At 57.4% G+C, this 26,582-nt stretch carries 23 protein-coding genes; 21 read left to right on the forward strand and 2 right to left on the reverse strand.

Going from position 1 to position 26,582, the window contains the following annotated elements:
- Window positions 1–870 precede the first annotated feature (870 nt).
- The 11 genes from A1830_RS12825 to A1830_RS12875 all read left to right on the forward strand — a co-directional run bounded on the left by A1830_RS12825 (window position 871) and on the right by A1830_RS12875 (window position 13,099).
- Entirely contained in the window at window positions 871–1,503 is a 633-nt protein-coding gene (locus tag A1830_RS12825; protein ID WP_067706431.1) for an RraA family protein, read from the forward strand.
- Between the two features lie 119 nt (window positions 1,504–1,622).
- Window positions 1,623–2,912: an MFS transporter gene (locus tag A1830_RS12830; protein WP_231877625.1), complete on the forward strand. Its 1,290-nt coding sequence runs from the start codon at window positions 1,623–1,625 to the stop codon at window positions 2,910–2,912.
- 42 nt (window positions 2,913–2,954) lie between these two features.
- Window positions 2,955–5,042: a hydantoinase/oxoprolinase family protein gene (locus tag A1830_RS12835; protein WP_067706437.1), complete on the forward strand. Its 2,088-nt coding sequence runs from the start codon at window positions 2,955–2,957 to the stop codon at window positions 5,040–5,042.
- On the forward strand, window positions 5,042–6,724 hold the full coding sequence (locus A1830_RS12840) for a hydantoinase B/oxoprolinase family protein (RefSeq protein WP_067706440.1): 1,683 nt from the start codon (window positions 5,042–5,044) through the stop codon (window positions 6,722–6,724). The genes A1830_RS12835 and A1830_RS12840 overlap by 1 nt, the downstream gene beginning before the upstream one ends.
- 5 nt (window positions 6,725–6,729) lie before the next feature.
- Window positions 6,730–7,617 (forward strand): SDR family oxidoreductase, encoded by an 888-nt coding sequence (locus A1830_RS12845; RefSeq protein WP_067706442.1) that lies wholly within the window; start codon window positions 6,730–6,732, stop codon window positions 7,615–7,617.
- A gap of 27 nt (window positions 7,618–7,644) precedes the next feature.
- Window positions 7,645–8,796, forward strand: a complete 1,152-nt coding sequence (locus A1830_RS12850; RefSeq protein ID WP_067706445.1) for a pyridoxal phosphate-dependent aminotransferase — start codon at window positions 7,645–7,647, stop codon at window positions 8,794–8,796.
- Window positions 8,797–8,819: 23 nt separating this feature from the next.
- Window positions 8,820–9,440 (forward strand): TetR/AcrR family transcriptional regulator, encoded by a 621-nt coding sequence (locus A1830_RS12855; protein ID WP_082804167.1) that lies wholly within the window; start codon window positions 8,820–8,822, stop codon window positions 9,438–9,440.
- Between the two features lie 380 nt (window positions 9,441–9,820).
- The gene (locus A1830_RS12860; RefSeq protein ID WP_231877626.1) at window positions 9,821–10,378 is read left to right on the forward strand and encodes a helix-turn-helix domain-containing protein; all 558 of its coding nucleotides are present in this window, start codon (window positions 9,821–9,823) and stop codon (window positions 10,376–10,378) included.
- Window positions 10,379–10,391: 13 nt separating this feature from the next.
- Window positions 10,392–11,249 carry a queuosine precursor transporter gene (locus A1830_RS12865; RefSeq protein WP_067706451.1) on the forward strand — a complete coding sequence of 286 codons (858 nt, stop codon included), beginning with the start codon at window positions 10,392–10,394 and terminating at the stop codon, window positions 11,247–11,249.
- A gap of 216 nt (window positions 11,250–11,465) precedes the next feature.
- Complete coding sequence (locus tag A1830_RS12870) at window positions 11,466–11,816, forward strand: beta/alpha barrel domain-containing protein (RefSeq protein WP_067706454.1); 351 nt, start codon at window positions 11,466–11,468, stop codon at window positions 11,814–11,816.
- A 173-nt stretch (window positions 11,817–11,989) separates the two neighbouring features.
- The gene (locus A1830_RS12875; RefSeq protein ID WP_067706457.1) at window positions 11,990–13,099 is read left to right on the forward strand and encodes a tartrate dehydrogenase; all 1,110 of its coding nucleotides are present in this window, start codon (window positions 11,990–11,992) and stop codon (window positions 13,097–13,099) included.
- Here A1830_RS12875 and A1830_RS12880 read toward each other — a convergent pair.
- The gene (locus A1830_RS12880) at window positions 13,089–14,189 is read right to left on the reverse strand and encodes an NADH:flavin oxidoreductase/NADH oxidase (protein WP_067706897.1); all 1,101 of its coding nucleotides are present in this window, start codon (window positions 14,187–14,189) and stop codon (window positions 13,089–13,091) included. The two genes, A1830_RS12875 and A1830_RS12880, sit on opposite strands and share 11 nt — an antisense overlap.
- Before the next feature lie 265 nt (window positions 14,190–14,454).
- Between A1830_RS12880 and mrdA the strand changes: the two genes are divergently transcribed.
- From mrdA to A1830_RS12920, 9 genes are all read left to right on the forward strand, one after another.
- On the forward strand, window positions 14,455–16,350 hold the full coding sequence (gene mrdA, locus A1830_RS12885) for a penicillin-binding protein 2 (RefSeq protein WP_067706460.1): 1,896 nt from the start codon (window positions 14,455–14,457) through the stop codon (window positions 16,348–16,350).
- 161 nt (window positions 16,351–16,511) lie between these two features.
- On the forward strand, window positions 16,512–18,701 hold the full coding sequence (locus A1830_RS12890; RefSeq protein ID WP_067706462.1) for a putative bifunctional diguanylate cyclase/phosphodiesterase: 2,190 nt from the start codon (window positions 16,512–16,514) through the stop codon (window positions 18,699–18,701).
- A gap of 56 nt (window positions 18,702–18,757) precedes the next feature.
- Window positions 18,758–19,807 carry a dipeptidase gene (locus tag A1830_RS12895; protein ID WP_067706901.1) on the forward strand — a complete coding sequence of 350 codons (1,050 nt, stop codon included), beginning with the start codon at window positions 18,758–18,760 and terminating at the stop codon, window positions 19,805–19,807.
- A gap of 183 nt (window positions 19,808–19,990) precedes the next feature.
- Window positions 19,991–20,062 carry a pyrroloquinoline quinone precursor peptide PqqA gene (gene pqqA / locus A1830_RS21500; RefSeq protein ID WP_071822147.1) on the forward strand — a complete coding sequence of 24 codons (72 nt, stop codon included), beginning with the start codon at window positions 19,991–19,993 and terminating at the stop codon, window positions 20,060–20,062.
- 59 nt (window positions 20,063–20,121) lie between these two features.
- A complete protein-coding gene (gene pqqB / locus A1830_RS12900) occupies window positions 20,122–21,033 on the forward strand; it encodes a pyrroloquinoline quinone biosynthesis protein PqqB (RefSeq protein WP_067706465.1) in 912 nt (303 codons plus the stop codon).
- Between the two features lie 10 nt (window positions 21,034–21,043).
- On the forward strand, window positions 21,044–21,811 hold the full coding sequence (pqqC, locus tag A1830_RS12905; protein WP_067706904.1) for a pyrroloquinoline-quinone synthase PqqC: 768 nt from the start codon (window positions 21,044–21,046) through the stop codon (window positions 21,809–21,811).
- Entirely contained in the window at window positions 21,811–22,095 is a 285-nt protein-coding gene (pqqD, locus tag A1830_RS12910; protein ID WP_067706468.1) for a pyrroloquinoline quinone biosynthesis peptide chaperone PqqD, read from the forward strand. Before pqqC ends, pqqD begins: the two co-directional genes overlap by 1 nt.
- Window positions 22,082–23,215, forward strand: coding sequence for a pyrroloquinoline quinone biosynthesis protein PqqE (pqqE, locus tag A1830_RS12915; RefSeq protein ID WP_067706471.1), 1,134 nt, complete (start codon window positions 22,082–22,084; stop codon window positions 23,213–23,215). Before pqqD ends, pqqE begins: the two co-directional genes overlap by 14 nt.
- 9 nt (window positions 23,216–23,224) lie before the next feature.
- A complete protein-coding gene (locus tag A1830_RS12920; RefSeq protein ID WP_067706474.1) occupies window positions 23,225–24,763 on the forward strand; it encodes an insulinase family protein in 1,539 nt (512 codons plus the stop codon).
- Window positions 24,764–25,848: 1,085 nt separating this feature from the next.
- On the opposite strand, the gene A1830_RS12930 is transcribed toward A1830_RS12920, so the two are convergent.
- Entirely contained in the window at window positions 25,849–26,064 is a 216-nt protein-coding gene (locus A1830_RS12930) for a helix-turn-helix domain-containing protein (RefSeq protein WP_067706480.1), read from the reverse strand.
- A 129-nt stretch (window positions 26,065–26,193) separates the two neighbouring features.
- Between A1830_RS12930 and A1830_RS21505 the strand changes: the two genes are divergently transcribed.
- Window positions 26,194–26,412, forward strand: coding sequence for a helix-turn-helix domain-containing protein (locus A1830_RS21505; RefSeq protein WP_073981011.1), 219 nt, complete (start codon window positions 26,194–26,196; stop codon window positions 26,410–26,412).
- Window positions 26,413–26,582: the final 170 nt, after the last annotated feature.

Genomic DNA, 26,582 nt, shown 5'->3' on the forward strand with positions numbered 1-26,582 from the left:
GGGATGCGCGAGCCGAGCCCACACGGACGTGCTTGCGGCGTGTCCGCGTGACAACGGTCCCCGCAGGGCTTTGCACCGTATCACCGCAACGGCAGCAAACATCCCAGATACCAGGCTGGGCATGGCGAGATTTTTAACAGCGATGACGTAGCCCGAGGCCAGGCGGGGACCGTTGGCTGAGCGGACCGTCGAGCGCAGGGATGCGCGAGCCGAGCCCACACGGACGTGCTTGCGGCGTGTCCGCGTGACAACGGTCCCCGCAGGGCTTTGCACCGCATCACCGCAACAACAGCAAACATCCCTGATGCCAGGCTGGGCTTTGCCCCGTATCACCGCAACAACAGCAAACATCCCAGATGCCAGGCAGGGCTTTGCCCCGTATCACCGCAACGACAGCAAACGTCCCTGATGCCACCAGCGCGCAAATCTTCGGCGGCAAAGGCTATGCACTATATTGGTGCCATTATCGAGTCAAAAAAATTCTCTTCTCTGCGACAAATAGCGAACTGCACAGACATTAATTTAAAGTCAGTTTTTCTTTGCACCATAAATGTGAGGAGGATCATTATAAATGATTTTTTCGCACTTATTTTGTGCGCTGAATCAAAAGTTATTATAAGTAAACACTATGAGAGCCATCACTTTAATAAATTAAAGGTAATAAATATAAAATTCCGCAAAAAACCACTCAATTAAAATTATTTAATCATTAAAATACAACAAGTTATTATAAATCACACAGAACGGACATCAATAAACCCCGTCTCGCTTATCGCCTCAACGGTCAAAAAAAATACGTTGCAATTGTAATTTTTAAAATGATAAAAGATTCTCAGTTGATAATTTCTTTTCACTTTGAGGGCAACAGAAATGTCACTGGAAAACGCTGAAATTCGTATTTCTCAAACCTGGCAACGCCCGGATAAAAAATGGCTGGCCACCTTTGCTGATTTCCCCGTCGCTAACATCGGCGATGCGATGGAGCGGCTAAATATGTGTGACGCCGGCATCGTTCCGCTGTGTGAAGGCATGCATTTTGTCGGCTTTGCGCTGCCGGTGCTGGTCACGCCCGGCGATAACGCCGCGGTGATTAAAGCACTGGATGTTATCCAGCCGGGCGACGTCGTGATGATCAACGGTCAGGGTCACACCGACCGGGCGCTGGTAGGTGAGCAGCTGACGCAGCGTTTCCAGCATGCAGGCGCAGCCGCTCAGGTCATTGACGGCGCGGTACGCGATCGCAAAGTCATTGCCGCCACCGGCCTTCCTACCTACAGCCGCGGCATTACGCCCGCCGGTCCGTTTAAAAATGGGCCGGGCGTCATCGGTGAACCCGTGGCGCTCGGTGGCGTGGTCTGCGCCGCCGGGGACATTGTGGTTGGCGACGATGACGGCATCATCATTATCCCGCTCTGGCGCGCCGAAGCGGTGCTGCTGGCCGTGAAGGAGGTCGCGAGACGTGAAGCAGAAATGACGGCAGAAGTGACCCGTCAATACCAATAACAACACCACCACGACCGGCTTTCGACAGCAGGCCCGGCCGCTTTTCAACACGTACACAGGGCAAAACGATGAATAAATCACATGCAGTACCCATGCGTTACGCGTTGCCACGGAATGGAGTGACGAAAAATAACGTCGTACGCCGCGCCTCGCTCGCCGGCGGCGTTGGATCTTTTGTGGAATGGTACGATTACGGCATTTACGGGTTACTGGTCAGCTCGCTGGTGCTGGTGTTCTCCGCCAGCGATAAAAGCATGACCGATGCGGGGCTGATGCTGACCTATCTTGGGTTCACAGTCAGTTTTGTGGTCAGGCCCTTTGGCGGGCTGATTTGTGGCTACCTTGGCGATCGTCTGGGCCGTCAGAAGCTGCTGGCTATTCTGCTGCTGATGATCTCGCTGGCGACCGCTGCCATTGGGCTGCTGCCTGGCTACCAGACCATTGGCTGGGCCGCGCCCGCGCTGTTAATTCTGCTGCGTATCGTGCAGGGCTTTTCTGCCGGTGGCGAAGTGTCCGGTGCCGGATCCTTTGTGGCGGAATACGCCGAGGATCACCGACGGGCAGTGGTGATGTCGCCGCTGGTGATGGGATCTTTTATTGCACTGCTGTTCGGCAGCCTGCTGATCGTTAGCATGATCAATATTTTCGGTATAGCGGCGGTAAACAGCTGGATGTGGCGCGTGCCTTTCCTTCTGGCGATCCCGATGGCGATGATCGGCGTCTATATCCGTACCCGCATTCAGGACACGCCCCACTTCCAGATGGTGAAAGCCAGCCAGCGCGTGAAGCGCAACCCGATCCGTGAAGTCCTGACCTCAAAGCGCCACCTGAAAGCGATTGGGCTGGCCATCACCCTGCCCGCCGTTAACGGGCCAGGATACTACATCCTGTTTGTCTATATGCCGACCTACCTGAACAAAGTGATGCATTTTCAGCAGGTACAAAGTCTGATGGTTACCGCCTGCGGCTTGCTGACCATCATCGCCGCTATTCCCATGATGGCCTGGCTCTCGGATCGCCTCGGGCGTCGTCCGCTGCTGATTGCCTCGGCCATCGCCATGGCGGTGCTGGCCTGGCCGTGCTTCTGGCTGCTGACGCTGGGTATGATGCCGCTGGCCTGTATGGCGGCCATCCTGCTGGCGCTGGCCTTCGCCGGTCATGCGGGCGTCATTCAGGCCACGCTGGCGGAGATGTTCCCAACCAACGTGCGCTACAGCGCCTATAGCATTGGCTTCAATCTCTCCACCGTGATTTTCGGCGGCTCGGCGCCGCTGCTGATGACGTGGCTGATTGGCCTGACCGGCATCGCCAGCATTCCGAGCTATATGGTGATATTTACCGCTGCCCTGACTCTGATCAGCGCGATATACCTGAAAGAAACGGCCGGCAAACCGCTTACCGATGAATAACGGCTGCACGCTGCGGCATCCACTCTGCACTCTGAGGTCATTATGAAAAATGCGTCCCCCTGGCGTATCGGGTTTGATATCGGCGGCACCTTTACCGATCTGGTGCTGATCAATGACAGTAACGGCGAAACGATCCGGCATAAAACGTTGACCACGCCTGAGGATCCCTCTGAAGGCGCCTATACCGGGCTAACGCAGCTGATAGCGCTTGCCGGACTGAAAGCCAGTGATATTCATACCCTCACGCACGGCACCACGCTGGCGATCAACGCGCTGCTTGAACGGCGCGGCGCCAAAACGGCCCTGGTGGTCACCCGCGGCTTCCGCGACGTGCTGGTGCTCGGACGCGAATATCGCTACGACATCTACGATCTGAACGGCGCTCCCGCTCAGCCCCTGCTGCCCCGTTCGCAGGCGTATGAAATTACCGAACGTGTGACCGCGCGGGGCGAGGTCATCGCCGCCGTTGATCCGGCAGAGGTGGCGGCGCTGGCGGCCACGCTGCGCGAAGAAGCCTATGAGGCAGTGGCCATACTCTGTATGCACGCTTATGCCTGGCCCGAACATGAAAATCAGCTGGAATCGCTGCTCAGCCGCGCGCTGCCCGGCGTCTCAATTTCGGTGTCACATAAAGTCTCCCGCGAGATCCGCGAATACGATCGCGGCGTGCTCACCGCGATGAACGCCTTCGTGCAGCCGAAAGCCCGCCGCTATATGGCGAACCTGGAGAACAAGCTGCGCGAAGGGGGCTTCACCTGTGAGTGGCTGGTGATGGGCTCGAACGGCGGTCTGATGGCCCCGCAGGTGGCGGCAGATTACCCAACCCGCATCATTGAATCGGGGCCGGCGGGCGGTATCGTCGCCAGCGCGGCCTTTGCCCGTCGTAATCAGATCAAACAGCTGCTGGCATTTGATATGGGCGGCACCACCGCCAAAGCCTGCGTGGTTAACGGCGGGGAACCCTCGATTACTACCGACTATGAGGTGGGCCGCGCCGACCGTCTGCTTAAGGGAAGCGGCCTGCCGGTCAAATTACCGGTGGTGGATATGATTGAAATCGGCGCGGGCGGCGGCAGCATTGCCCGCGTGGACTCGCTGGGTCTGCTGGAGATCGGCCCGGAAAGCGCCAGCGCCTGGCCCGGCCCGGCCTGCTATGGGCGCGGCGGCGAGCACCCAACGGTCACCGACGCCAATCTGGTGCTGGGGCTGCTGGACCCGGACGCCTTCCTCGGTGGCCGGATGTGCCTTGACGTGTCGGCGGCGCGCCAGGCGATGCGTCGGATCGCGGAGCCGCTGGGCCTGAGCATTGAAGATGCGGCCTGGGGCATTCATGAAGTGGCGAACAGCAAAATGTCTGAGGCGCTGCGCACCCATTCAGTTGAGAAAAATGTTAACCCTTCACAAATGACCATGCTGGCCTTTGGTGGCGCAGGCCCCAGCCACGCCTGGTCACTGGCAAAACATCTGGGCATAAAGCGCGTCTGTTTCCCTAATGGCGCGGGTGTCTACTCCGCGTTTGGTTTACTGACTGCCCCACCGAGCGCGGATTTTGTTCGCAGCGATCGCTGCCCTTTACAGCAGGATGTGGATATCGCCCGTATCCGGGCCGTATTTGCCGAAGGGTTTGACGAGGCCTTCAGCACGCTGGCCGCGGCCAATGTTGATCCGGCCAGCGCCAGCCAGCAGCGACTGGCCGGGGTACGCTATATCGGCCAGGGTTCGGAACTGACCGTGCCCCTGCCCGCGGGCTTTCTGGAGAACGGCGACGTTCATGCGCTGACCGAAGCCTTTGAAACCGCGCACTTCGCCCGTTTTGGCCGTACCCTGCCCGGTCAGGGGGTGGAGGTAGTGAACTGGCGTGGCCGCGTCCAGATGACCCCGCCGGCGCTGAACACCTCCGATCGACTGCATCACGCGGAACCCGAAGCGCAGGAGAAGAGGCTACAGGTTTACTCCGGTCGCGAGGAGGGGTTCAGCCCCTGCCGCGTGATCCCGCGCAGCCTGCTGGTCGCGGGTGAGGCCATCTCCGGCCCGGCGCTGCTCCAGGAAAAAGAGTGTGCGATTTATGTTGGTCCCGGCGCGACGGCTTCGCTGGATGAGCAAGGTAATATTTTGATGGAGCTGAACTGATGACCTCTGCAACCCCTGATAATTTACAGTTTCTCGACGATCCTATCGGCTTACGCATCACCTGGGACCGGCTGGTGAGCATTTCGGAAGAGGCGGCGGCCACCCTGGTCAATATGGCCTTCTCCAGCATCATTCGCGAAGTGGGCGATTACTCCTGCCTGCTGATGGATGAAAGCGGCAGCTCTCTGGCTCAGCCGAAAACCAGCGTCCCGGTGTTTATTGGCACCCTGCCTGCCACCGTACGGCATCTGCTGGCCAAATTCCCTGCCGACACCCTTAAGCCGGGGGACAGCCTGATCACCAACGATCCCTGGCTGGGCACGGGTCACCTTAATGATGTCACCGTAGTCACCCCGGTGTTTCGCGCGGGGAAGCTGGTCGCCTTTACCGGGTCGGCTGCGCATATGTCGGATATCGGCGGCTCGCTGAATATGGGCTCATCGCGGGATATGTTCGAGGAAGGCTTTCTGATCCCGCCCAGCAAACTGATGCACGAAGGAGAAGTAAACCAGCAGCTGCTCGATCTCTTTCTGGCTAACGTTCGCTCCCCCGATCGGGTAGAGGGCGATCTGCATGCCATGCTGGCCGCCAACCAGGTGGGTGCTAACGGACTGCTGGGGTTGATGGACGATCTGAATATCACCTCGGTTACGCCGCTGGCACAGAAGATTCATGCGCTGACCGAACAGGCCATGCGCAGGGCGATTGAGGCCGTGCCGGATGGTCGCTATGAAGCGGCAGTCGATATCGGTGATTATGAAGGAGACATTCACCTTAACGTGGCCGTTATCGTTAATGGCAGCGAGATCGTGATTGATTATGCCGGATCCTCGGCGGAATCCCCCTTTGGCAGCAACTGCCCCATGTCGTTCACCTATGCCTACAGCGTCTATCCGCTGAAGTGCCTGCTTGAGCCAAACCTGCCAAATAACGAGGGCTGCTTTAAATCTATTACCGTGACCGCACCGGAAGGCTCCATTGCCAACGCCCGTCCGCCCTGCGCGGTTGAAATGCGTAACCGCGTGGGGCATATGGCACATGCCGCCATCTTCTCTGCTCTTGCCGATATTATGCCTGACCGCGTCATGGGCCACTCCGGCAGCGCGCCGGTCACCTGCGACGTGTTTGCCGGGCAGTTTGACGACGGGCAGCGCTTCGTTGAAAGCCTGTGTGTGAATGGCGGAACCGGCGCGCGTCCGGCGGCGGATGGCATCGTGACCGGGTTCCCCGGCAATATGTCCTCAACGCCGGTGGAGCTGATCGAGTCCGCCACCCCGCTGCTGTTTCTGGAGAAAGCGATTGTGCCCGATTCCGGCGGTGCGGGTCGCTACCGGGGCGGCGTGGCGCAGCGCATGGTTATCCGCAACACCAGCCGCTATCCGGTATCGCACAGCATGTTTTATTCACGGCAGCGGCATCCCGCTGAGGGCGTGCTTGGCGCAGCACCCGGCGCCCCTAACTATGTGGCGATCGGCGGCGAGCCGCTGGACAAACCGGTCGGACGTCATGATATCCCCGCAGGCGAAGAGGTGACCATCCAGATGCCGGGCGGCGGCGGAAAAATGCCGGTGGCCGAACGCTGCCACAGCGCCATCCTCTGGGATCTCCAGGAGGGCTACATTACCGACGAAGGTGCACGACGGGATTACGGCGTGGACAGCAACGACTTAAAAAGGGGTTAACGAGTATGCAATCACTGACGGACAAAGTTGTGATTATCACCGGTGCCGGTAGTGGCATCGGTAAGGCGGCAGCAGCGGCCTTTGCGGCGCGCGGCGCGCGCGTGGTACTGGTGGGACGCCGACAGGCGGTGCTGGATGAGGTGGTGGCCGAACTGAGCGAGGGTTTGCATAACGGGCAGAACGACCTAAACAGTCATAATAGTCATAATGTTAAGAGTGATTTCAATACCAATAACGCCCCTCCGGGCCAGCTGTGGGCCTTCGCGGCGGATATTGCCCGCAGGTCCGACGTTGACGCGCTGATTGGCTGGGCGATCGGCGAGTTTGGCCGGGTCGATATTCTGGTTAACAACGCCGGCAGCGCCAGCAGGACGCTTAACGCCAGATGGATCGAAGAGGAGGAGTGGGACCAGGTACAGGAGGTCAATCTGAAAGCGGTTTTTCTGCTGACCCAGGCGGTCCTTCCCGCCATGCTCAGTCAACAGAACGGCACCATAATTACCGTCTCCTCACTGGCCGCGTTAAGACCCAATCTGCTGGGCGGCGCAGCCTACGGTGCGGCCAAGGCTGGCGTGCGAAATTTTATGACCTATCTGCATAACACGTTCCGCAACGAGGGGATTCGCTCAACCTCAATTCTGCCCGGCGAGGTGAATACGCCGATTATGGATAACCGCGCCAATCCGCCCGACGCGCACATTCGCGAAAATATGGTTCAGCCGGAGGATGTCGCCGAAGCCATCCTGCTTTGCGCCAGCCTCCCGTCACGCACGGTCATTGAAGAACTGATTGTTGCACCGACCTACCAGCGGGATATTTCCGGCGATCTCGAGGTGAGCCGCTGGAAAAATGCTCCCCCTTCGTGCCAGGCAGAGCGCGAAAAGGCCCGCTGAACCCGACATTACGCAGAGGTAAAAACCATGTCTGTTCCTGATTTTAAAGCCGCTGAGGCGGTACTTCGCATTGAACGTAGCTCGCTACGCGTACAGCAGCCGGCCTCAACCGGCGATATGATCTCGCTGGCAATGGGCGAACCCGATTTTGCAACGCCGCCGCGCATCGTGCAGGCAGCGGTAGATGCCCTGAACGACGGCTATACGCACTATGCTCCCCTGCTGGGTGATAAGGCGCTCTGCCAGGCGCTGGCAGAAGAGGTCGCGACGCAGAGCGGTAATCCGGTGGGCGACGGCGAGATTCTGGTCACTCACGGCGGCACTGCCGGGCTGGCCGCGGCAATACTCTCCATGGTTAATCCCGGCGACCGGGTGGTGATCCCCGATCCGACCTACTCCCTGTATGCGGATTTGGTCAATATGGCGGGTGGCATATGCGTGCCCATGCCGTGCCGGGCCGATCTACACTGGGATCTGACGCGTCTGGGCCAGGTGCTGGAGGGGGCAAAGCTGTTTATCTTCTGTAACCCAGGCAATCCGACCGGGATCGTACACCGTCGCGATGAAATTGAGGCGCTGGCTAAATGGGCGGCCTTTCACGATACGCGGGTGATTGCCGATGAAGCCTACAGCGATCTGGTCTTTACCGACCGCCCTTTTACCTCGGTGCTCCAGGTGCCGGAATTTAGAGGCCGAACGATCTATTGCCAGACGTTTTCAAAAAGTTATGCCATGACCGGTTGGCGAGTCGGCTACCTCGCGGGGCCCACCGCGATGATCAAAGCCGCCGCACGCGTGCATAATACCGTAAACGGCTCGGTAAACAGTGCCGTTCAGCGCGCCGCGCTGGTTGCTATCCGGGAGTGTAAAGATGACGTCAAACGTATGTATGATATATACCGCGAACGCCGCCAGCTGATGATGACCGGCTTGAGGGCCATCCCGGAACTGGCGCTAAACGAGCCGGAAGGCGCATTTTACTGTTTTCCTTCCTACTCGCTGCCGATACCCGCTATTGATATGGTGGCATTACTGCGTGAACAGGGCATTGCCGTCAGGCCAGGCAGTGAATTTGGCGCCGCAGGCGAAGGCTATTTGCGGCTCTCCTATGCCGCCAGCAGTGAGGCGATCAGCGAAGGTGTCCGCCGTTTGAAACGGGGGCTGGCTGGCCTTAAGTAAGGGATGATTAACAAGGATCGATAATGACGGGAAAAATGATGCGCAGCGATACAGAACGAAATCGTAAAAACCTGATTCAGGCGGCGGCCAGGCTCTTTGAACGCTCTGAAAATCCGATAAGCATGACGGAAATTGCCGCCGAGGCGGGCGTTTCCGTCGCAACCGCCTATCGTCAGTTTACCTCTGTTGAAGAAGTGCTAAACACCTACCGTCATGATGTGGGTTTGCTGCTGCTGGAATTCAGCCGCAGACAAACCTGTGCAGGGCTGGAGAAGCTGGAAAACGTCAGCCGCTACTGGATAAAACTGGTACGGGAACGCGGTGCCGCAATGGTGCCGATGCGTAACCGTCGGGGCTATCTCGAGCGGCTGTGGGAAGGGGCTGAATATCTGCTGGTGCAGGCTGATGCCGTGCGCCCTGCACTCAGGGAAGCCATGGGGGAAATGGACCTTCCCGATATTGGCGATAAAGCGGTTTTTCTGTGGAATATCCTCTTTGATCCGCGTGAGATTTTTGATTTGCTTGATACCGTTGGCCTGACGGAGAAGCAGGTCGGTACCCAGCTTATGTCGGTGCTGGTGGGCGGCCTGCGCGGCTTCGCTACCGCAAATGAATTCTCACTCGCCGCCTGTCGGGCTAAATAGTACGGCTTTAAAAAATTTCCCTGGTGTGGCTAAAAAGTTTTGCTTGTTACGATCATATGTCGTTATTTTAGTTAGGGTAATTACTGGTTCTGTTTTGTGGCGCCTTATGATTCAGTTAAGCATCAGTCATGTTATCTGGTCAACAATAAAGTGTTCAAAAAGCATGGTAAAATGACCACAAACATACTAAATTATTGTTTTTAGATGATTTTATTTACACATCAAAAATGAGATGCACGTATCCCCTTAAATTTTAACGTGGAAAACCCTTTTTGCATCCTGTAGTGTCGTGCTACAGCGTTTACAAAACAGCATTTCCGCAACTGATGAAAACTTCAGCACTAAAAAGAAAATCTAATATTATCAGTAATATCGAATATATGATGAGAAAGCGTGGTGAGAATAAATCCTCACTGGCGTTACGCGCTGGCGTAACGCGCACCACGCTTTATCGAATTCTCGACGGCAAAATCAATCGGGTGCAGCCCTCGACCGTGACCCGTATTGCGGATTTTTTTGGCGTCGCCTGCGATGTTATTGAGCACTGCTCCATAGAGGAGCTGGACAGAATTGATAATCTGCTGTCCATCGACGGTAATAAGAATCCCGCCGCAATTCCCCTTATTCCGCAGTCAGACCTGCTAGCGTGCATGGAGACCCGGGTGGGTCAGCTGATCATGCGCTATCCCGTCACCTGGGCTTTTTCAGAGGGTCCCAATCTGATTGGGATGAGGGTGGAAACGTCGATCGGTAACACCTTCTTTCCCGGTGACACGCTGATCATCAAACGGTATTCCCTGCCTGATAATCATCAGCCCTCGCTGGTCTACTCTGCCGGAAAGGGATTTCACCTCAGTGCGTTATCGGATTCCGTCAGCTGTATTCCCCGAGAAGAAAGTCGATTAATTGGCACCGTGATCGAAGAGCGCATCGCGTAAAAAGGAAGCTATTTTGTCAGATAACCAAATATATAAACTGCTGGGGTTCAGCCGCTCTTTAGAAGCGGTTCGGGCAAATATTATGATACTTTCCACCGGAAAAAGAGTGAGCGTTCCGCTGGGCGAGCTGGAAACCAGCGAGATTTCAGAGGATCTCAACCGCAATGAACTCAGGGAAGTTTACCGACGGATGTATGGCGGAGAAAACACCGTCACCGCCTACGATATGAAGGACCGGCGTGAACGTTCATGGTTTGCATATATGATTATCGCCCTCTCGCTTAGCGTAATTTATATTTTCTGCACGGTCACCGGCGTAAAACCCGTCAATATTCCCTGGCTGCATATGATTGTGCCACCTGCCGTTTTCCTTTACCCGCTCACTTTTATTCTGGTAGATATCCTCAATGAATTTTACGGCCTGCGGCTGGCGCGGAGAGCGATTATATTTTCCTTTATCGCCAATATATTATTTGTGCTGGGCCTGATGGTCACTGCCGCGCTGCCGGGCCTGCAGGAGTGGCGGCTGGGCGCGGCATGGAGTGAAATCGTTGACAGTATCGCTGCCGTACTGATTGCCTCTTCCGTGGCCTATATCGTCTCTGAAAACGTCAACTCCTGGCTATTATGCAAAATAAAAGCCCTGATGCATTCGCGCTATCTGTTTGTTCGCGTCATCGCCAGTTCAACGGTTGCCGCCGCGCTTGATAGCATTATATTTTGCACGCTGGCCTTCTATAATACCCTGAGCGCCGACGTCATTAAGTCGATTATCATCTCGCAGTTCCTGATTAAAATGATCTATGCCATCGTAGGAACCGGTCCTATTTATGGCACCCGCGCCCTGTTCAGGAAATATATCAGCCTGTAGACCCGCTTACGCTCAGCGGGCTGATAAAGCAGCCTGTCAGCACGGTGGTTCACCCCGTATCCATGCCAACGCCATCTGCGCAACGCGGGTCGGGCTGCCGCCGTGCAATGAATCGCCAGGGTCGCTGAATGCCGCTGGCACAGCGGCGTGATTATCACTGGCTGCCCCCATCATGAAGCGCTAAGCTTTACCGCTTCATTTCCCAGGACCACCGCTATGATCAACACCCGTATCCTCAGCACCCTTATTCTGGTGATTGCCGTCGCCGTCGCGCTTTACGTTAATTTCAGACCCCATAAGCCGGACCCGCACTACTACGCCGCCGCCTGCGTGGTGATCAATGATATTGGCGTGCCGCCAGGGCCTGATGCCTTTAAAGAGAAGCTCAATGAGGTGATCGCGAATGAAAACTCCTCTTACGCGGTGAATAAGGTGGAGTTTGATGTGGCCTCCGCCAATGACGCCATTGCCCACTATCAGAAAATGAGTGCCGCTCAGAAGCGTGAAATGCAGCAGGGCGTCGATCGCTGCCTGAAAGTTTTTATGCCCGGCGAAGCTAAAAAGTAACGCGGTATTCCTCTGCGCCCTGGCTGAGCCAGGTGCGCATAAAATTCCGTTCTGAGCCGGAAAACGGCTGAATTTTCTACTTTTCGCGACATTCCCATCGATACCCACCGCGCGATTTCTGCATAATAATAATCCGTACTCAGGTTGAACACTTTTTTATCACGGAGCCCGCTATGATCGCTGCCACATACAAAATTGCCGTTATTCCCGGAGACGGTATTGGTAAAGAAGTGATGCCGGAGGGCGTCAGGGTGATGGACGCCGCTGCGGCGCAGTTTGGTATCACCTTTGAATGGACGTGGTTCGACTTCGCCAGCGCAGACTATTACCAGCAGCACGGCAAAATGCTGCCCGATGACTGGTTTGCCACCTTAAAATCCTTTGATGCTATCTACTTTGGCGCGGTTGGCTGGCCGGCGATCGTACCGGATCACGTCTCCCTGTGGGGATCGCTGCTACAGTTTCGCCGCCAGTTCGATCAGTACGTCAACCTGCGCCCGGTCCGCCTGCTGGCCGGGGTAAAAGCGCCGCTGGCGAACCGTGCGCCAGGTGAGATCGATTTCTACGTGGTGCGCGAAAATACCGAGGGAGAGTATTCCAGCGTCGGCGGCATAATGTTCCCCGGCACCGAGCGCGAGATTGTGATCCAGGAAACCGTGATGACCCGCACCGGGACCGACCGCATCCTGAAATTTGCCTTCGAGCTGGCGCAAAAGCGCCCGGCGAAACACCTGACCTCCGCGACCAAATCCAACGGCATCGCCATTACCATGCCCTGGTGGGATGGTCGGGTGGAGGAGATGAGTAGCCACTACCCTGAGGTCAGAATGGATAAGTACCATATCGACATCCTCACGGCCCACTTCGTACTGCATCCTGATCGCTTCGACGTGGTAGTCGCCAGCAATCTGTTTGGTGACATTCTCTCTGACCTCGGTCCAGCCTGTACCGGGACGATTGGCATCGCGCCGTCGGCCAATATCAATCCGGAACGCACCTTTCCCAGCCTCTTTGAGCCCGTACACGGCTCCGCGCCGGATATTGCGGGAAAAGGGATTGCTAACCCGGTCGGGCAGATTTGGTGCGGCGCAATGATGCTGGAGCATCTGGGCCACGATGAGGCCGCCGCTGCGGTGGTGAAAGCCATTGAAAGCGTGCTGGCTAACAGCGCGTATAAAGAGGCACTGACGCCGGATATGGGCGGGACGGGGAAGACGGGAGATTTAGGTCGGGCAATAGCGGGGGCGATCAACGCCCCCGCCGATGTTACGATTATTCGCTAACGCGATAGCGGTTTAGCCAGTGAGCATAAGGCGCAGGCAGGACCCAGGAAGGCTGATCCTGCTTTAACGCCAGCGCGGCCTGGTACGGCCAGTGTGGGTTAGCCAGATGCGCCTTACCGACCATCACCAGGTCCAGCTCGCCTTTTTCGATGGTCTGATTGGCAATCGGCGGTGAATCGATCCCCCACGCCGAGGCAACCGCGATCTGCGCTTCTTCGCGCACGCGAGCGGCAATCGGTGCCAGGAAGGCCGGAGCCCATGGAATATTCGCGTCCGGCGTAGAGAAGCCAATGCTGACGCTCAGCAGGTCAAGCCCGCCCGCGCGGAATTTTTTGGTCAACGCAATCGACTCTGAGAGGGTTTCTTCATCCCGACCGTCATACTCAATCACGCCGAAGCGAGCGGTGAACGGCAGATTCTCCGGCCACTGCTCACGCGCAGCCGCCATTGTTTCCAGCAGGAAGCGACCGCGTCCTTCGGCGCTTCCGCCGTAGCCATCCTGACGCTGATTGGAGTGGACCGAGAAGAAGCTCTGGGCCAGGTAACCGTGAGCAAAATGCAGCTCCAGCCACTCAAAGCCAGCCTCACGTGCGCGACGCGTGGCATCCGCAAAGTCCTGGCGAACGCGGGCAATATCGTCCAGCGTCATTTCATGGGGAACCTGAGGCAGATTAGCGCCAAACGCCACCGCAGAAGGTGCCAGGGTTTCCCAGCCGCGTGCATCGCCCTGAGCGATATGGTCATCGCCTTCCCAGGGTTTGTTGGCGCTCGCTTTACGTCCGGCGTGCGCAATCTGAATGCCCGGCACCGCACCCGTGGCCTTAATTTCACGCGCGATCTGCGCCAGCTTCTCTGCCTGCTCGTCGTTCCAGATCCCCAGGCATCCGGGGGTGATCCGTCCTTCCGGCGATACGGCGGTCGCTTCGACGATCACCAGTCCTGCACCTCCACGTGCCAGGGCGTTGTAATGCACCCGATGCCACTCGTTGCTTACGCCGTCAACGGCGCTGTACTGGCACATAGGGGGTACCGCAATGCGGTTGCGAAGGGTGACGTCTTTAAGTTTGAACGGGGTAAAAAGCGCAGACATAAAAGCCTCTGGATCGATGTTCGGATTGAAAAACTGCATGCACCACCGCAGCTGCGGGTGTTGTCATTGCGACCAGGGTAAAGCATAGACGGGATCCGGGTTTTACCGTATGTGCCCCTGCGGCGCGAATAACATGTCTGATTTGTAACATGGATAACAAATGACACACTTTAGCGGCCGGATATGCATCTTTCAGGTCGTGATTTGTGAGGGGATCTCTATCATTAGCCCGCTTAACGATAAAGAATAATGCGACTGCCGGGTAATGAAATTCAGAGATTTTGCAGAAGAAGAAAAACTGTTTGTTCGCAGGGCATTAGTGGCTTTTGCCCTGGTTCTGGCAGGGTTTACCGCGCTGGTCGTCAATCTCTGGCACCTGCAAATCGAGCAAAATCAGTATTATCAGACCCGATCCAACCAGAACGACATCAAAATGATCCCTATTGCCCCCACTCGCGGGATCATTTTCGATCGCAACGGCATTCCGCTGGTTAAAAACGTCACCTGGTACGACATTGAGGTTCTGCCCTACAAAATCCAGAATATGCAGGCCCTGCTGGCGCAGCTTTCGCCGCTTATTAACCTCTCGCCCGATGACATCGACACCTTTACCCACGCGCTCCATGCTAATAGCCGCTACAAACCGGTGGTGCTGAAAACCGAGCTGAGCGATGAAGAGGTCGCCCGCTTCTCAGTCAATCAGTTCAAATTCACCGGCGTGACGATCAACAGTTACGAAGACCGGCAGTATCCCTACGGGCCCGATCTGGCTCACGTCGTGGGCTACGTCTCTAAGATTAACGACAATGATTATAAGCGGCTGGATAAAGCGGGCGTCGGCGAGAACTACGCGGCGGATCATAATATCGGTAAGCAGGGTATTGAAGGCTACTACGAATCCGTGCTGCATGGGAAAACCGGCTATCAGGAAGTCGAGGTGGATAACCACGGCCGGGTCATCCGCGTGCTGAAAGAAGTGCCGCCGGTAGCAGGGAAAAATATCTATCTGACGCTCGATCTGCATCTTCAACAGTATGTGGAATCCCAGCTGGTCGGGCAGCGTGCGGCCGTGCTGATTGAAAATCCCCGCGACGGCGGCGTACTGGCGATGGTTTCCAGCCCCAGTTACGATCCCAATCCCTTTGTGAAGGGCATCAGCAGTAAGGCCTACCGGGCGCTGCTGGAAAATAAAGACCTGCCGCTGATTAACCGCGTTACCCAGGGGCTTTATCCGCCCGCCTCCACCGTCAAACCCTATATGGCAATGTCGGCCCTGCTGAATCACGTGATCACGCCGCAAACCACCTTTTTTGGCGCGCCCACCTGGACGCTACCGGGTACTGAACGGCGCTATCGCGACTGGAAAAAAACCGGTCACGGCACGCTGGATGTCACCCGCGCCATTGAGGAGTCAGCGGATACCTTCTTCTATCAGGTGGCCTTTATGATGGGCATCGATCGTATCCACACTATGCTTAGCCAGTTCGGCTACGGCAGGGCCACCGGCATCGATCTCAACGAGGAGTACAACGGCCTGCTGCCAAGCCGCGAATGGAAACTCAAGGTCCATAAAAAGGGCTGGTATCAGGGGGATACGGTCTCCGTGGGTATTGGTCAGGGCTACTGGATAGCCACCCCGGTACAGATGGTCAAGGCGATGGCTACGCTCATTAATAATGGCCGGGCGATCCAGCCGCATCTGCTGTACGAAGAAAAGCAGGGCAGCACCGTTATCCCCTGGAAACCCACCCAGCCGCCGCAGCAGATTGGCGATGCCAAATCGCCTTACTGGAGTCTGGTGCGCCACGCGATGTTCGGCATGGCGAATGCCAGCAACGGCACCGGCTATAAATACTTCCATACGGCCCCTTATGGCATCGCGGCGAAAAGCGGCACGTCACAGGTGTTTGGGCTGAAGCAGAACCAGATCTACAACGCGAAAATGATCCCCATGCGGCTGCGTGACCATATTTTTTATACCGCTTTCGCGCCCTTTAACGATCCGAAAGTGGCGATGGCGCTGATCCTCGAAAACGGCGGCATCAACGGCGTTACCGCCGCCCCGCTGGTCAGAAATATTATGGATCACATCTTCCTGCCGCCGGACGTGGCCCCCATGCCGGTCACCGCCGATCCCATGAGCAACCAGACCGCTCACTAGAGCCCGCCGTCGCCCCCTCTCCTCCTTCTGCCGCGGCTCCCCGGCCGCGAGTGACCTGCCTTAACAGCAGGTAACTTTAATGAAAGTGCATAATAAGGTAATGTCATTATCATGTTGGGTCAGGGTTAAGCGATTACAGATATGTCTGTGCAGGACGAGAAATGACCGATGATCAGAGCCAGGCTACCGGATTACGACGCCAGTTTATCCGCAACGTTGTTTCGCCAATGGTAGCCGTCGTGCTGTTCTCCTTTATCGGCTGCGGATTTACCGCCTGGTGGGTCACCACCCTGAGCAATGCTAAAGCTCTGGAAAAGCAGAAGCAGGTCATAAATAATATATTCTCCCAACATCTGAGTGAATTTCTGCAACAGCATCGTCACCTGCTTAACTGGGAAGCGCTCCCCACGCAGCTTCATTCACCTCAATCTGCCCCGCTCTCCCTGGGAAGCTGGCTCTACAGGCTCGCCGGTGACGATGAGGTTTACCTGCTGGATGCCCGGAACCGCCCGCTGGCCGCCTGGCTGGCCGGAAAGCCCGTATCTGCCGAACGCTATCAGGAGGTGGCAGACCCGCTGGCGCCCTGGCTGGTACAGCTGAGTACGCCCGGTGCCGGGGCAGCGCCCCCTTTCACCGGCGACGTGGTCCGTATTCGCCAGCGCGTGGCCGAAATGGCCGCCGGTGTCATACCGGCAGGTCACGGCCAGAAACTGATTTTCATACGCTACCTGCACGACAGTTTTATCGACTTCCTTGAACATCGCGGCGTGGTCAGCCACTTTCGCTTTACTCCCCGTTCGCCCGATATGCCCAACAGCGCCGGATTTACCCTTACCTCGGCGCATAAACTGCCCGTCAGCGACGTCTCCTGGCAGCCGATGCGGCCGGGTAGCCAGATGCTGATGGTGACCGCGCCGCTGGTCAGCCTGGCCGTGCTGGCCATCACCCTGATGTGCATGTTAATGACCCGGCGGCTGTGGCACTCGCAGCAGCGGCTGGCATCCTCATTGAACAGGCTACGGGCCAGCGAATATCATGCGCATCAGCTGGCTATGCGGGACGGGCTGACCGGACTGCCAAACCGAACCGCCATTGAAGCGGAGCTGGAGAGTCGGCTGGCAGCGCTGCCTGCAGAGCGCGGGGAGTTTGCTCTGCTGCTGCTCGATCTGGATCGTTTCAAAATGATTAACGATACCTACGGCCATCAGATGGGGGACGCGCTGCTGATCAACGTCAGCCAGCGGCTCGCGAGTGTGCTGGCCCGGGAGGACGTGATTGGACGACTGGGCGGTGATGAGTTTGTCATGGTCGTTGACCTGCAGCAGGGCGATAAGAGCGTCACCCGGCTCTGCCAACAGATCATTACGCTGCTCACCGAACCCGTCACGCTCCAGGGAATTCATCTGTGGGTGGGTGCCAGTCTTGGTATTGCCCTGGCGCCGCAACACGGCAGGCACAGGCTGGAACTGATGCGCATGGCGGATATTGCCCTCTATGCCGCGAAATCTGACGGCCGCGGATGCTATCGCCTTTATGCCCCTCCGCTTGGGAAAGCCATTCAGAAGCGCCAGCTGCTGGCGGAGGAACTGCGCCTGGCACTGGGCAGATCCGACGACCTGGCGCTGTGGTATCAGCCGATTATGGATAACAGCGGGCAGAAGATGCTCGGCGTGGAGGCACTGCTGCGCTGGACGCATCCCGACTGGGGCAGCATCTCCCCGGGGGATTTTATCCCGGTCGCCGAAGAGACGGGGCTGATTTTGCCTTTGGGAGACTGGGTGATTCGCGAGGCCTGCACGATAGCGCAGCGCTGTCCGGCGCTGACGATATCGATCAATGTTTCTCCGCTACAATTTCTCTCGGCCAGCTTTTTTGCGCATCTCAGCGCCACGGTACGGCAGCACGGTATCAGCCCGCACCAGCTTGAGCTGGAGATCACGGAAAGCGTGCTGCTTGGGGAGCAACAGCCGGTGTTGGAGCTGTTACGGCGACTGCGCAGCGCGGGTTATCGTATCGCCCTGGATGATTTCGGCACCGGCTACTCCAGCCTGAACTACCTGATGCAGTTTCCCGTCGACACCCTGAAGATTGATCGCTGTTTTATTGAACTGCTGGGAATTCAGGCCCAGGCGAATGCTATTGTGGAGTCGGTGATTGCCCTCGGACATTCGCTGGGCCTGCGCATTACCGCTGAGGGCGTCGAAACGGAATCGCAGCGGCTGGCTCTGGCCGCCGCCGGGTGCGATAAGCTCCAGGGGTTTCTGCTCAGCCCGCCTCAGCCGGTAGAGAAGCTGTTCCTGATGCTGGAACAGCCGTCGCTTCTCCCTTCTCCCCGCGCGGATAGGGTATGATTCACGGCTACACGTAATTTCTGTCTCGCAATTAACAGAGCATGGGTTTCAATATGATGACTGACAACCTCGCTTCACGGCCTCTGCCCGTCTTCGACGGCCACAACGACCTGCTGCTGCGTCTGTGGCTGGAGGATATCGCCTCCGATCCCGTCGCGCAGTTTCTTGACGGCTCGCTGAGCGGCCATCTTGATTTGGCACGAATGCGTCAGGGCGGCTTTGCGGGTGGGCTGTTTGCGGTTTTCGTGCCGCCCGCGAGCTTTACGAAACAGCATCAGGCCGACCAGGGTGAACGGCAGCACGACCCGCTGGCCATTACGGATGCGCAGATAGCGCTGTTGCAGGCGATTGAAACACGCTCGAACGGGCGGGCTAAAATTTGCCGTACCGCCAGCGAGATTGAGCTCTGTATCACCCAGGGCGTGCTGGCGATGGTGCTCCATATTGAAGGGGCGGAAGCGCTGGATGGCGAGCTGAGCCAGCTTGACCGCTGGGTTGAGGCTGGCCTGCGCAGTATTGGCCCGCTGTGGAATCTGCAAAACCGGTTCGGCACCGGCGTAACCGGTGACTTCCCCGGCTCGCCCGACAGCGGAGAGGGCCTGACGGCGGAAGGCCTCAATCTGATCCGCGTCTGTAATCAGAAAAAGCTGCTGATTGACCTGTCGCATATGAATGAGAAAGCCTTCTGGCAGACCGCCAGGCACAGTACCGCCCCACTGGTCGCCACCCACTCCAACGTTCATGCCCTGTGCGCGCAGCCGCGCAACTTACTCGCCTCCCAGCTTGCGGCTATCGCCGACAGCGATGGCTTTGTCGGGGTAAACTTTGGCACCGCCTTTTTGCGCGAGGACGGCCAGCGCAACGGCGACACCCCGCTGGGGGATATCCTCCGCCACCTGGAGGGGCTGATGGCGATCCTCGGAGAAGATCGGGTGGGCTTTGGCTCCGATTTTGACGGCATCAGCGTACCGGATACCCTCGGCGATGCGGCCGGACTGCCGCGGCTGATAGCGGCGATGCGCGCTGCCGGCTACGCTGAGTCGCTGATTGAGAAAATCAGCTGGCGGAACTGGCTGGCCGTATTAAAGAAAACCTGGGAAAAATGAACCAAATGGGACATTTTACACTATCCTTAGGTAATACCCCTGCGGCTTACAGGGTTGATATCGTTTTGGCATAGGCGCACCATTTGCCCCGCCGGAATTTCGGTATTTGACATTAGGCCCAACCCTGCTGAACTTACCTTCGCAGAACCTTAATTATCTGTTAACACCATGAGGAGCTTCACCATGTGGACTAAACCTAAATTTGTTGATTTACGCTTAGGTCTGGAAGTTACGCTGTACATCTCTAACCGTTAATCTCCCTATGCCCGCGGCCTGCCGTGGGCATTCTTTTCTACTCTCTTTCTGGTTACCACATGCAGATTAACGTTCTCGGTTCTGCGGCGGGCGGCGGGTTTCCCCAGTGGAACTGCAACTGCAGCAACTGTCAGGGCGTGCGTAACGGCACCCTGAACGCCACGGCGCGTACGCAATCCTCTATTGCACTGAGCGATGACGGCACAGACTTTGTGCTGTGCAACGCCTCGCCGGATATCGCCCGGCAAATTGCAGCCACTCCGGCGCTCAATAAAACTGGCGCACTGCGCGGCACCGCTATCGGCGCCATCATTCTGACCGACAGCCAGATCGATCACAGCGCCGGGCTGTTGAGCCTGCGCGAAGGCTGCCCGCATCAGGTCTGGTGTACGCCAGAAGTCCATGACGATTTGACCCAGGGCTTCCCGGTCTTCACGATGCTGACGCACTGGAACGGCGGACTTGTCCATCATGCAATTACTCCCGGCGAGCCGTTCTCCGTGGCGGTCTGCCCGGCGCTAACCTTTACCGCGATCCCCCTGCTAAGCAACGCCCCGCCCTATTCGCAGTACCGGGGAAAACCGCTGCCTGGCCACAATGTCGCGCTGTTTATCGAAGATACCCGCAGCGGTAAAACGCTGCTGTATGCGCCCGGCCTGGGCGAACCGGACAGCGAGCTATTGGGCTGGATGAAAAAGGCCGACTGCCTGCTGATTGACGGTACGCTGTGGCACGACAATGAACTGGCCGCCACCGGCGTCGGCAGCAATACCGGTAAGGACATGGGTCACCTGGCCCTGGCCGAGGAGCAGGGGCTGATTGCGCTGCTGGCCTCGATGCCTGCTGCGCGCAAAATTTTAATTCATATCAACAATACCAACCCGATCCTTGATGCGGACTCGGCTGAACGTCAGGCGCTGACGCAGCTGGGTATCGAGGTAAGCTGGGATGGTATGCGCATTGACCTTTAGCGAGATGAAGATGAAGCCAGATAACTTACCTGCCGAGCCAATGACCCCCGAGGCCTTTGAGCAGGCACTGCGCGCGAAAGGCGCCTACTACCACATCCATCATCCCTGGCATATTGCGATGCACAACGGGAAATGCACCCGCGAGCAAATCCAGGGCTGGGTGGCGAACCGCTTCTATTACCAGACCAGCATCCCGCTGAAAGATGCAGCGATCATGGCAAACTGCCCCGACCCGCTGACGCGCCGTAAATGGGTACAGCGCATTCTCGATCACGACGGTCAGGAAGGGAGCGAAGGCGGTATTGAAGCCTGGCTGCGCCTGGGTGAGGCGGTCGGGCTGGATCGCGACGTGCTGCTCTCTGAACGCATGGTCCTGCCGGGCGTTCGCTTCGCCGTGGATGCCTACGTCAGTTTTGCCCGCCGGGCGGTATGGCAGGAGGCAGCCTGTAGCTCGCTGACCGAACTCTTTGCGCCGCAGATCCACCAGTCACGGCTCGACAGCTGGCCGCAGCACTATAGCTGGATTGAAGAGGCGGGCTACGGCTACTTCCGCAGCCGTCTGAGCCAGGCGAATCGCGATGTTGAACACGGTTTACAGCTGGCGCTTGAGTGGTGCACTACGGTTGAGAAACAGCAGCGTATGCTGGAGATCCTCCAGTTCAAGCTGGATATTCTGTGGAGCATGCTGGATGCCATGACCATGGCCTATGAGATGAACCGGCCTCCGTATCACACCGTGACCGACAAGATCGTCTGGCACAATGAGAGACTGCCATAATGCCCCTTAACGAACAGCACATCCCGTCCTTCCGCCGTGGCTATCGGCTACAGTGGGAGCCAACCCAGGAGTGCCACGTTATCCTCTACCCGGAAGGGATGGCAAAGCTGAATGACAGCGCCGCCGCGATTTTACAGCGGGTTGACGGCGCGCGTTCGCTGGCCACCCTGATCGCCGAGCTTAACGCCCAGTTTCCTGACGCCGGCGGCGTGGATGAAGATGTGAAAGAGTTCTTCGTTCAGGCCATTGAACAAAAGTGGATAATTTTTCGTGAACCTGCTTAAACCCCAGGTCAATCCGCCGCTCTGGCTGCTGGCGGAACTGACCTACCGCTGCCCTCTGCAGTGTCCCTACTGCTCTAATCCGCTGGACTTTGCCCAGCAGGAAAAAGAGCTGACCACTGACCAGTGGATCGAAGTCTTCAGGCAGGCACGCGCGATGGGCGCCGTTCAGCTGGGCTTCTCCGGGGGGGAACCCCTGGTGCGTAAGGATCTGCCCGAGCTGATCCGCGCCGCGCGCGATCTGGGCTTCTATACCAACCTGATCACCTCCGGCATCGGCCTGACAGAGAAGAAAATTGACGCCTTTGCTGAGGCGGGGCTGGATCATATTCAGATCAGCTTCCAGGCCAGCGATGAAACGCTTAATGCGGCCCTGGCCGGATCGCAAAAGGCTTTCCAGACCAAGCTGGCGATGGCCAAAGCGGTTAAGGCCCACGGCTATCCGATGGTGCTGAACTTCGTGCTGCATCGGCACAATATCGACCAGATTGACCGTATTATCGATCTGAGCATTGAGCTGGAAGCCGATGACGTGGAGCTGGCGACCTGTCAGTTTTACGGCTGGGCGCAGCTTAACCGCGAAGGGCTGCTGCCCACGCGCGATCAAATTGCCCGCGCGGAGGCGGTGGTCCAACGCTATCGCGAGACCATGACTACCAGCGGCAACCTGGCTAACCTGCTGTTTGTGACGCCCGATTACTACGAAGAGCGGCCAAAAGGCTGCATGGGCGGCTGGGGGGCTATTTTCCTCAGCGTCACGCCGGAGGGAATGGCCCTGCCCTGTCACAGCGCCCGTCAGTTGCCGATCGCGTTCCCGTCGGTGCTGGAGCATTCGCTACAGGAAATCTGGTATGAGTCGTTCGGTTTCAACAAATACCGCGGCTTTGACTGGATGCCGGAACCCTGCCGCTCCTGTGATGAGAAAGAGCGCGATTTTGGCGGCTGCCGCTGCCAGGCCTGGATGCTGACCGGCAATGCGGACAATACCGATCCGGTTTGTGGCAAATCGCCACACCATGGCAAAATCCTGGAGGCGCGCGAACAGGCCAACTGCACCAATATTCAGATCAACCAGCTGCAGTTCCGCAATCGCGTCAACTCCCAGCTGATCTTTAAAGGCTGATCGCGCAATATGGCCCCGGCTGACAGGCAGCAGAGGATCCGGCTGGCTAACGGCGTGCGCGTCAGGCTGATCGAGGATCCCTGTGCCACGCAATCGGCGGCGCTGCTACAGCTTGCTGCGGGCAGCCATCATGAACCGGATGCGTGGCCAGGCCTGGCCCATCTGCTGGAACACGTGCTGTTTACCGGCAGTGAAGGCTTTCAGGGAAGCGACCGACTGATGGCCTGGGTGCCCGCGCAGGGCGGAAAGCTGAATGCGACAACCCTCGCCACCTCCACCGCCTGGTTTGTCGGGGTCAATCCGGCGCAGCTGGACGGGGCGCTGGCAAGGCTGGTCGATATGCTGGCTTTTCCTCTGGTGGCCGTTGAAGCCATCGCTCAGGAAGTGGCGGTGATTGATGCGGAATACCGCATGCTGGCTTCTCATACCGAGACCCTGACCGGGGCGGCACTGAGCCACGCCTTTGCGCAGCCGCATCCCCTTCACCGCTTTCAGGTGGGTAATCAGGCCAGCTTTGGCGATGATAACGTGGCGCTCCAGCGGGCGCTACGCGCATACCACCAGCGCTTTTTCCACGCTGGCAGGCTAACGCTCTGGCTCCAGGGCCCGCAGCCGCTCGCGGAGCTGCGCGAGCTGGCGGAACGGTGGGGCAATCTGTTTCGCCCCGCTACGCCGGGCGCTCATCATCCTGCAGATGGGCTGGTAAATATCCGTGCGCGACGGCCTCAGCGGATAAACGATCTATCCCTGCTTGCGCTGCGTCCCCAATGCATAAGCGATCTACCCCGGCTTGCGCTGCGGCCCCAATGCATAAGCGATCTACCCCGGCTTGCGCTGCGGCCCCAACGGGCGTTCGCGCTGCATAACGCCGCTGCCCGACTGATGCTATTCAGCTTTGTTATTGACGATCCCGCCGTCGAAACCTTTTCTCTGCTACAGGCGCTACTGCTGGATACCGCCGCGTACAGCCTGCTGGCTACGCTACGGGCGGCGGGACTTTGCGACGATGTACGGCTGCTGGAACCCTGGCGCAGCCCGGTTCAGTCAGTGCTGACCATTGAGTTCCAGCTCTGCGAACCGGTTGATGAAGGTACTGCGCCTCGACTCTCTCTTGAAGCTGTCTTTAACCGCTGGCTGGCGATGCTACAGGATCTCCCCGCTGACGGGCTAAGCCACTATGCTGCCCTGGCCCTTCAGCGCTTCAGGCAGCTTGATCCTCTCGATCAGCTGCGGGCGCGGGCCTTTTCCCTGCCGCCGCCCGAATCAAAAGCGGAGCGGCTTGCGGCACGGTGGCAACATCTGCTGACTCAGCTGCGTCCGGAGCGGATGACCCGGCTATGGGTATCACCCGCGGTGACCGCCGATGCAAGAGAGGTACAGGGCTTCTGGCTGGATCTCAACGCGGTTGAGTGGCCTGGGATTGCCTGCCGACNGCGCTGCACAGCGTCCCGGGCAGCGATAAACCCTGTCTGCTCCTCAGCCCACTGCCCAACCAGCCGCTGTCACCGCGCGTGGCGGCCATTATTGAGTCATCGCTCCAGACGGTAAGCGGCGACTGCCTGCATAATGGCGGCGAACTCAGCTTTAGCCGTCGGCAGGGGATCTGGCTGCTCCAGCTGCGGGGAGACCCTGGGCTGCTGCTGTCCGCGCTAAATGCCGTGATCCAGCAATTAATTGCCCCCACTGCCTCTGATATCCACAAAGGGGAGCGGCTGGCCCGTCGTGCGCGGCAACAGCTGACCTCGGATATCGCAGTACGATGTCTGCTGGCGCAGCTTCCCGGCCTGATTCGTGGAGAAGGAGCGGTGGATAACAGTGAGGGCCATCTGCCCCGCCTCCACTGGTCTGCCACGCTTTACGGCGGGGATAAGGCGCTTAGACTGGCGCTTGCCAGGCTGCTGTCCCGCTTTCCGGCAGAATTTAACCCTGAGCCGCCCGTTCCAGCTGCCTTTGCATCAGGGAAATCATTGAAATGCCCTACCGAAAGTCGGGACGCCGCTGTGGTCGTCTTCTGCCCGCTAACCGAGCCGACGGCGACAGGTCTGGCCGCCTGGCAGCTGATGGCCGTTCTGTTTGAACCCCGCTTTTTCCAGCAGTACCGGGTGGAGAGAAATATTGGCTATGTGGTCAGCTGCCGTTTTCATCAGGTCGCAGGCGTAGCCGGGTTGCTGTTTGCCCTACAGTCGCCATCGCGGTCGGTTGAGGAACTGCTGGGTTATATCGCGGAATTTATCGCGCAGAGGGCACAGGAGATTGACGGATTAACCGAAGAAGCGATAAGGAATNCCTCCCTGCCGCTGCGCGAGGGGCTACACGAAGCCGTCTTCCGCCATACAGCAGACTGCGTGGCTGACTGGCAGCAAAGACAGCTCGCTCTGCCCGTTTTAACCGCAGATTCATTTGCGCAGCTGTCACCTTGCACGCTCAAAAAGTATTATCGCCAGCTGGCACACTACCCGCACTGCTGGTGGCAGCTAAGCAACTTTCATGGAACGCCCTGAGACAGGCGGTACCCACGCGGCCCAACGCTCCCCCCCGATGACTCGGTTTTCACCCTCACAGGGATGGCGCAGTCAGTGCCCTCTCCGTGAGCGACCTGCGGGCAGTGATACGGCACGCTGACCGCTAGCGTTTCACCGGTTATTTTTATAGCGCGTCGGCCAGATGGCTTCCGGTCTTTCGTTCAGCGCGTCGGCAATAAGCTTTTCACCTTTAGGCCAGGGACGGCGTAGCGCATTAGATAACGTTGAAGAGGCCAGCCCCGATTCTCGTGATAAGGCGGACAGGCTGGTGCCTTTTTTCTTTAACGCAGCAATAATGTCTGCCGGGTGCCAATCCTCTCTGTTCATAATTTCCCTCGGGTTTATTTTAAAAAAGAACCATTGTGTAGACTATGGTCTACACACTATACCATGGCATTAACTAAATGTGACTAATAGTCCGTGGACTTATAGACACCTTAAGGTGATGATGAGGACATGGAAACACTAAATAGCCCTAAAGTTCTTTTCGGTCGAAGAGTAAAACAGCTCAGGCTACAGGCAGGCTTATCTCAAGAAGCGTTTGCACATAAATGTGGTTTGGATCGTACCTATGTCAGTGGAATTGAAAGAGGTTTAAGAAATCCTACCCTTGAAGTTATCGCAATTATTGCGCGAGGGCTGGAAATGGAAATAAAGCATTTAATCGAGTTCTGATACACCTTTTAAATAAATACTTATTTTATTTCTCAATTAATCATTAGATTGAAAATAAAAACTCTCCTGTAACCCACTATTCTTGCGAAAAATGATTTTTTTATTGCACCCGACGAAATTATGGTGTTTTTTCGGGGGCCCAGGAATTTAACCTGCCCTATATCCACATT

Origin of the sequence: Erwinia sp. ErVv1, assembly GCF_900068895.1 — a bacterium.
Classification (GTDB): Bacteria; Pseudomonadota; Gammaproteobacteria; order Enterobacterales; family Enterobacteriaceae; genus Erwinia.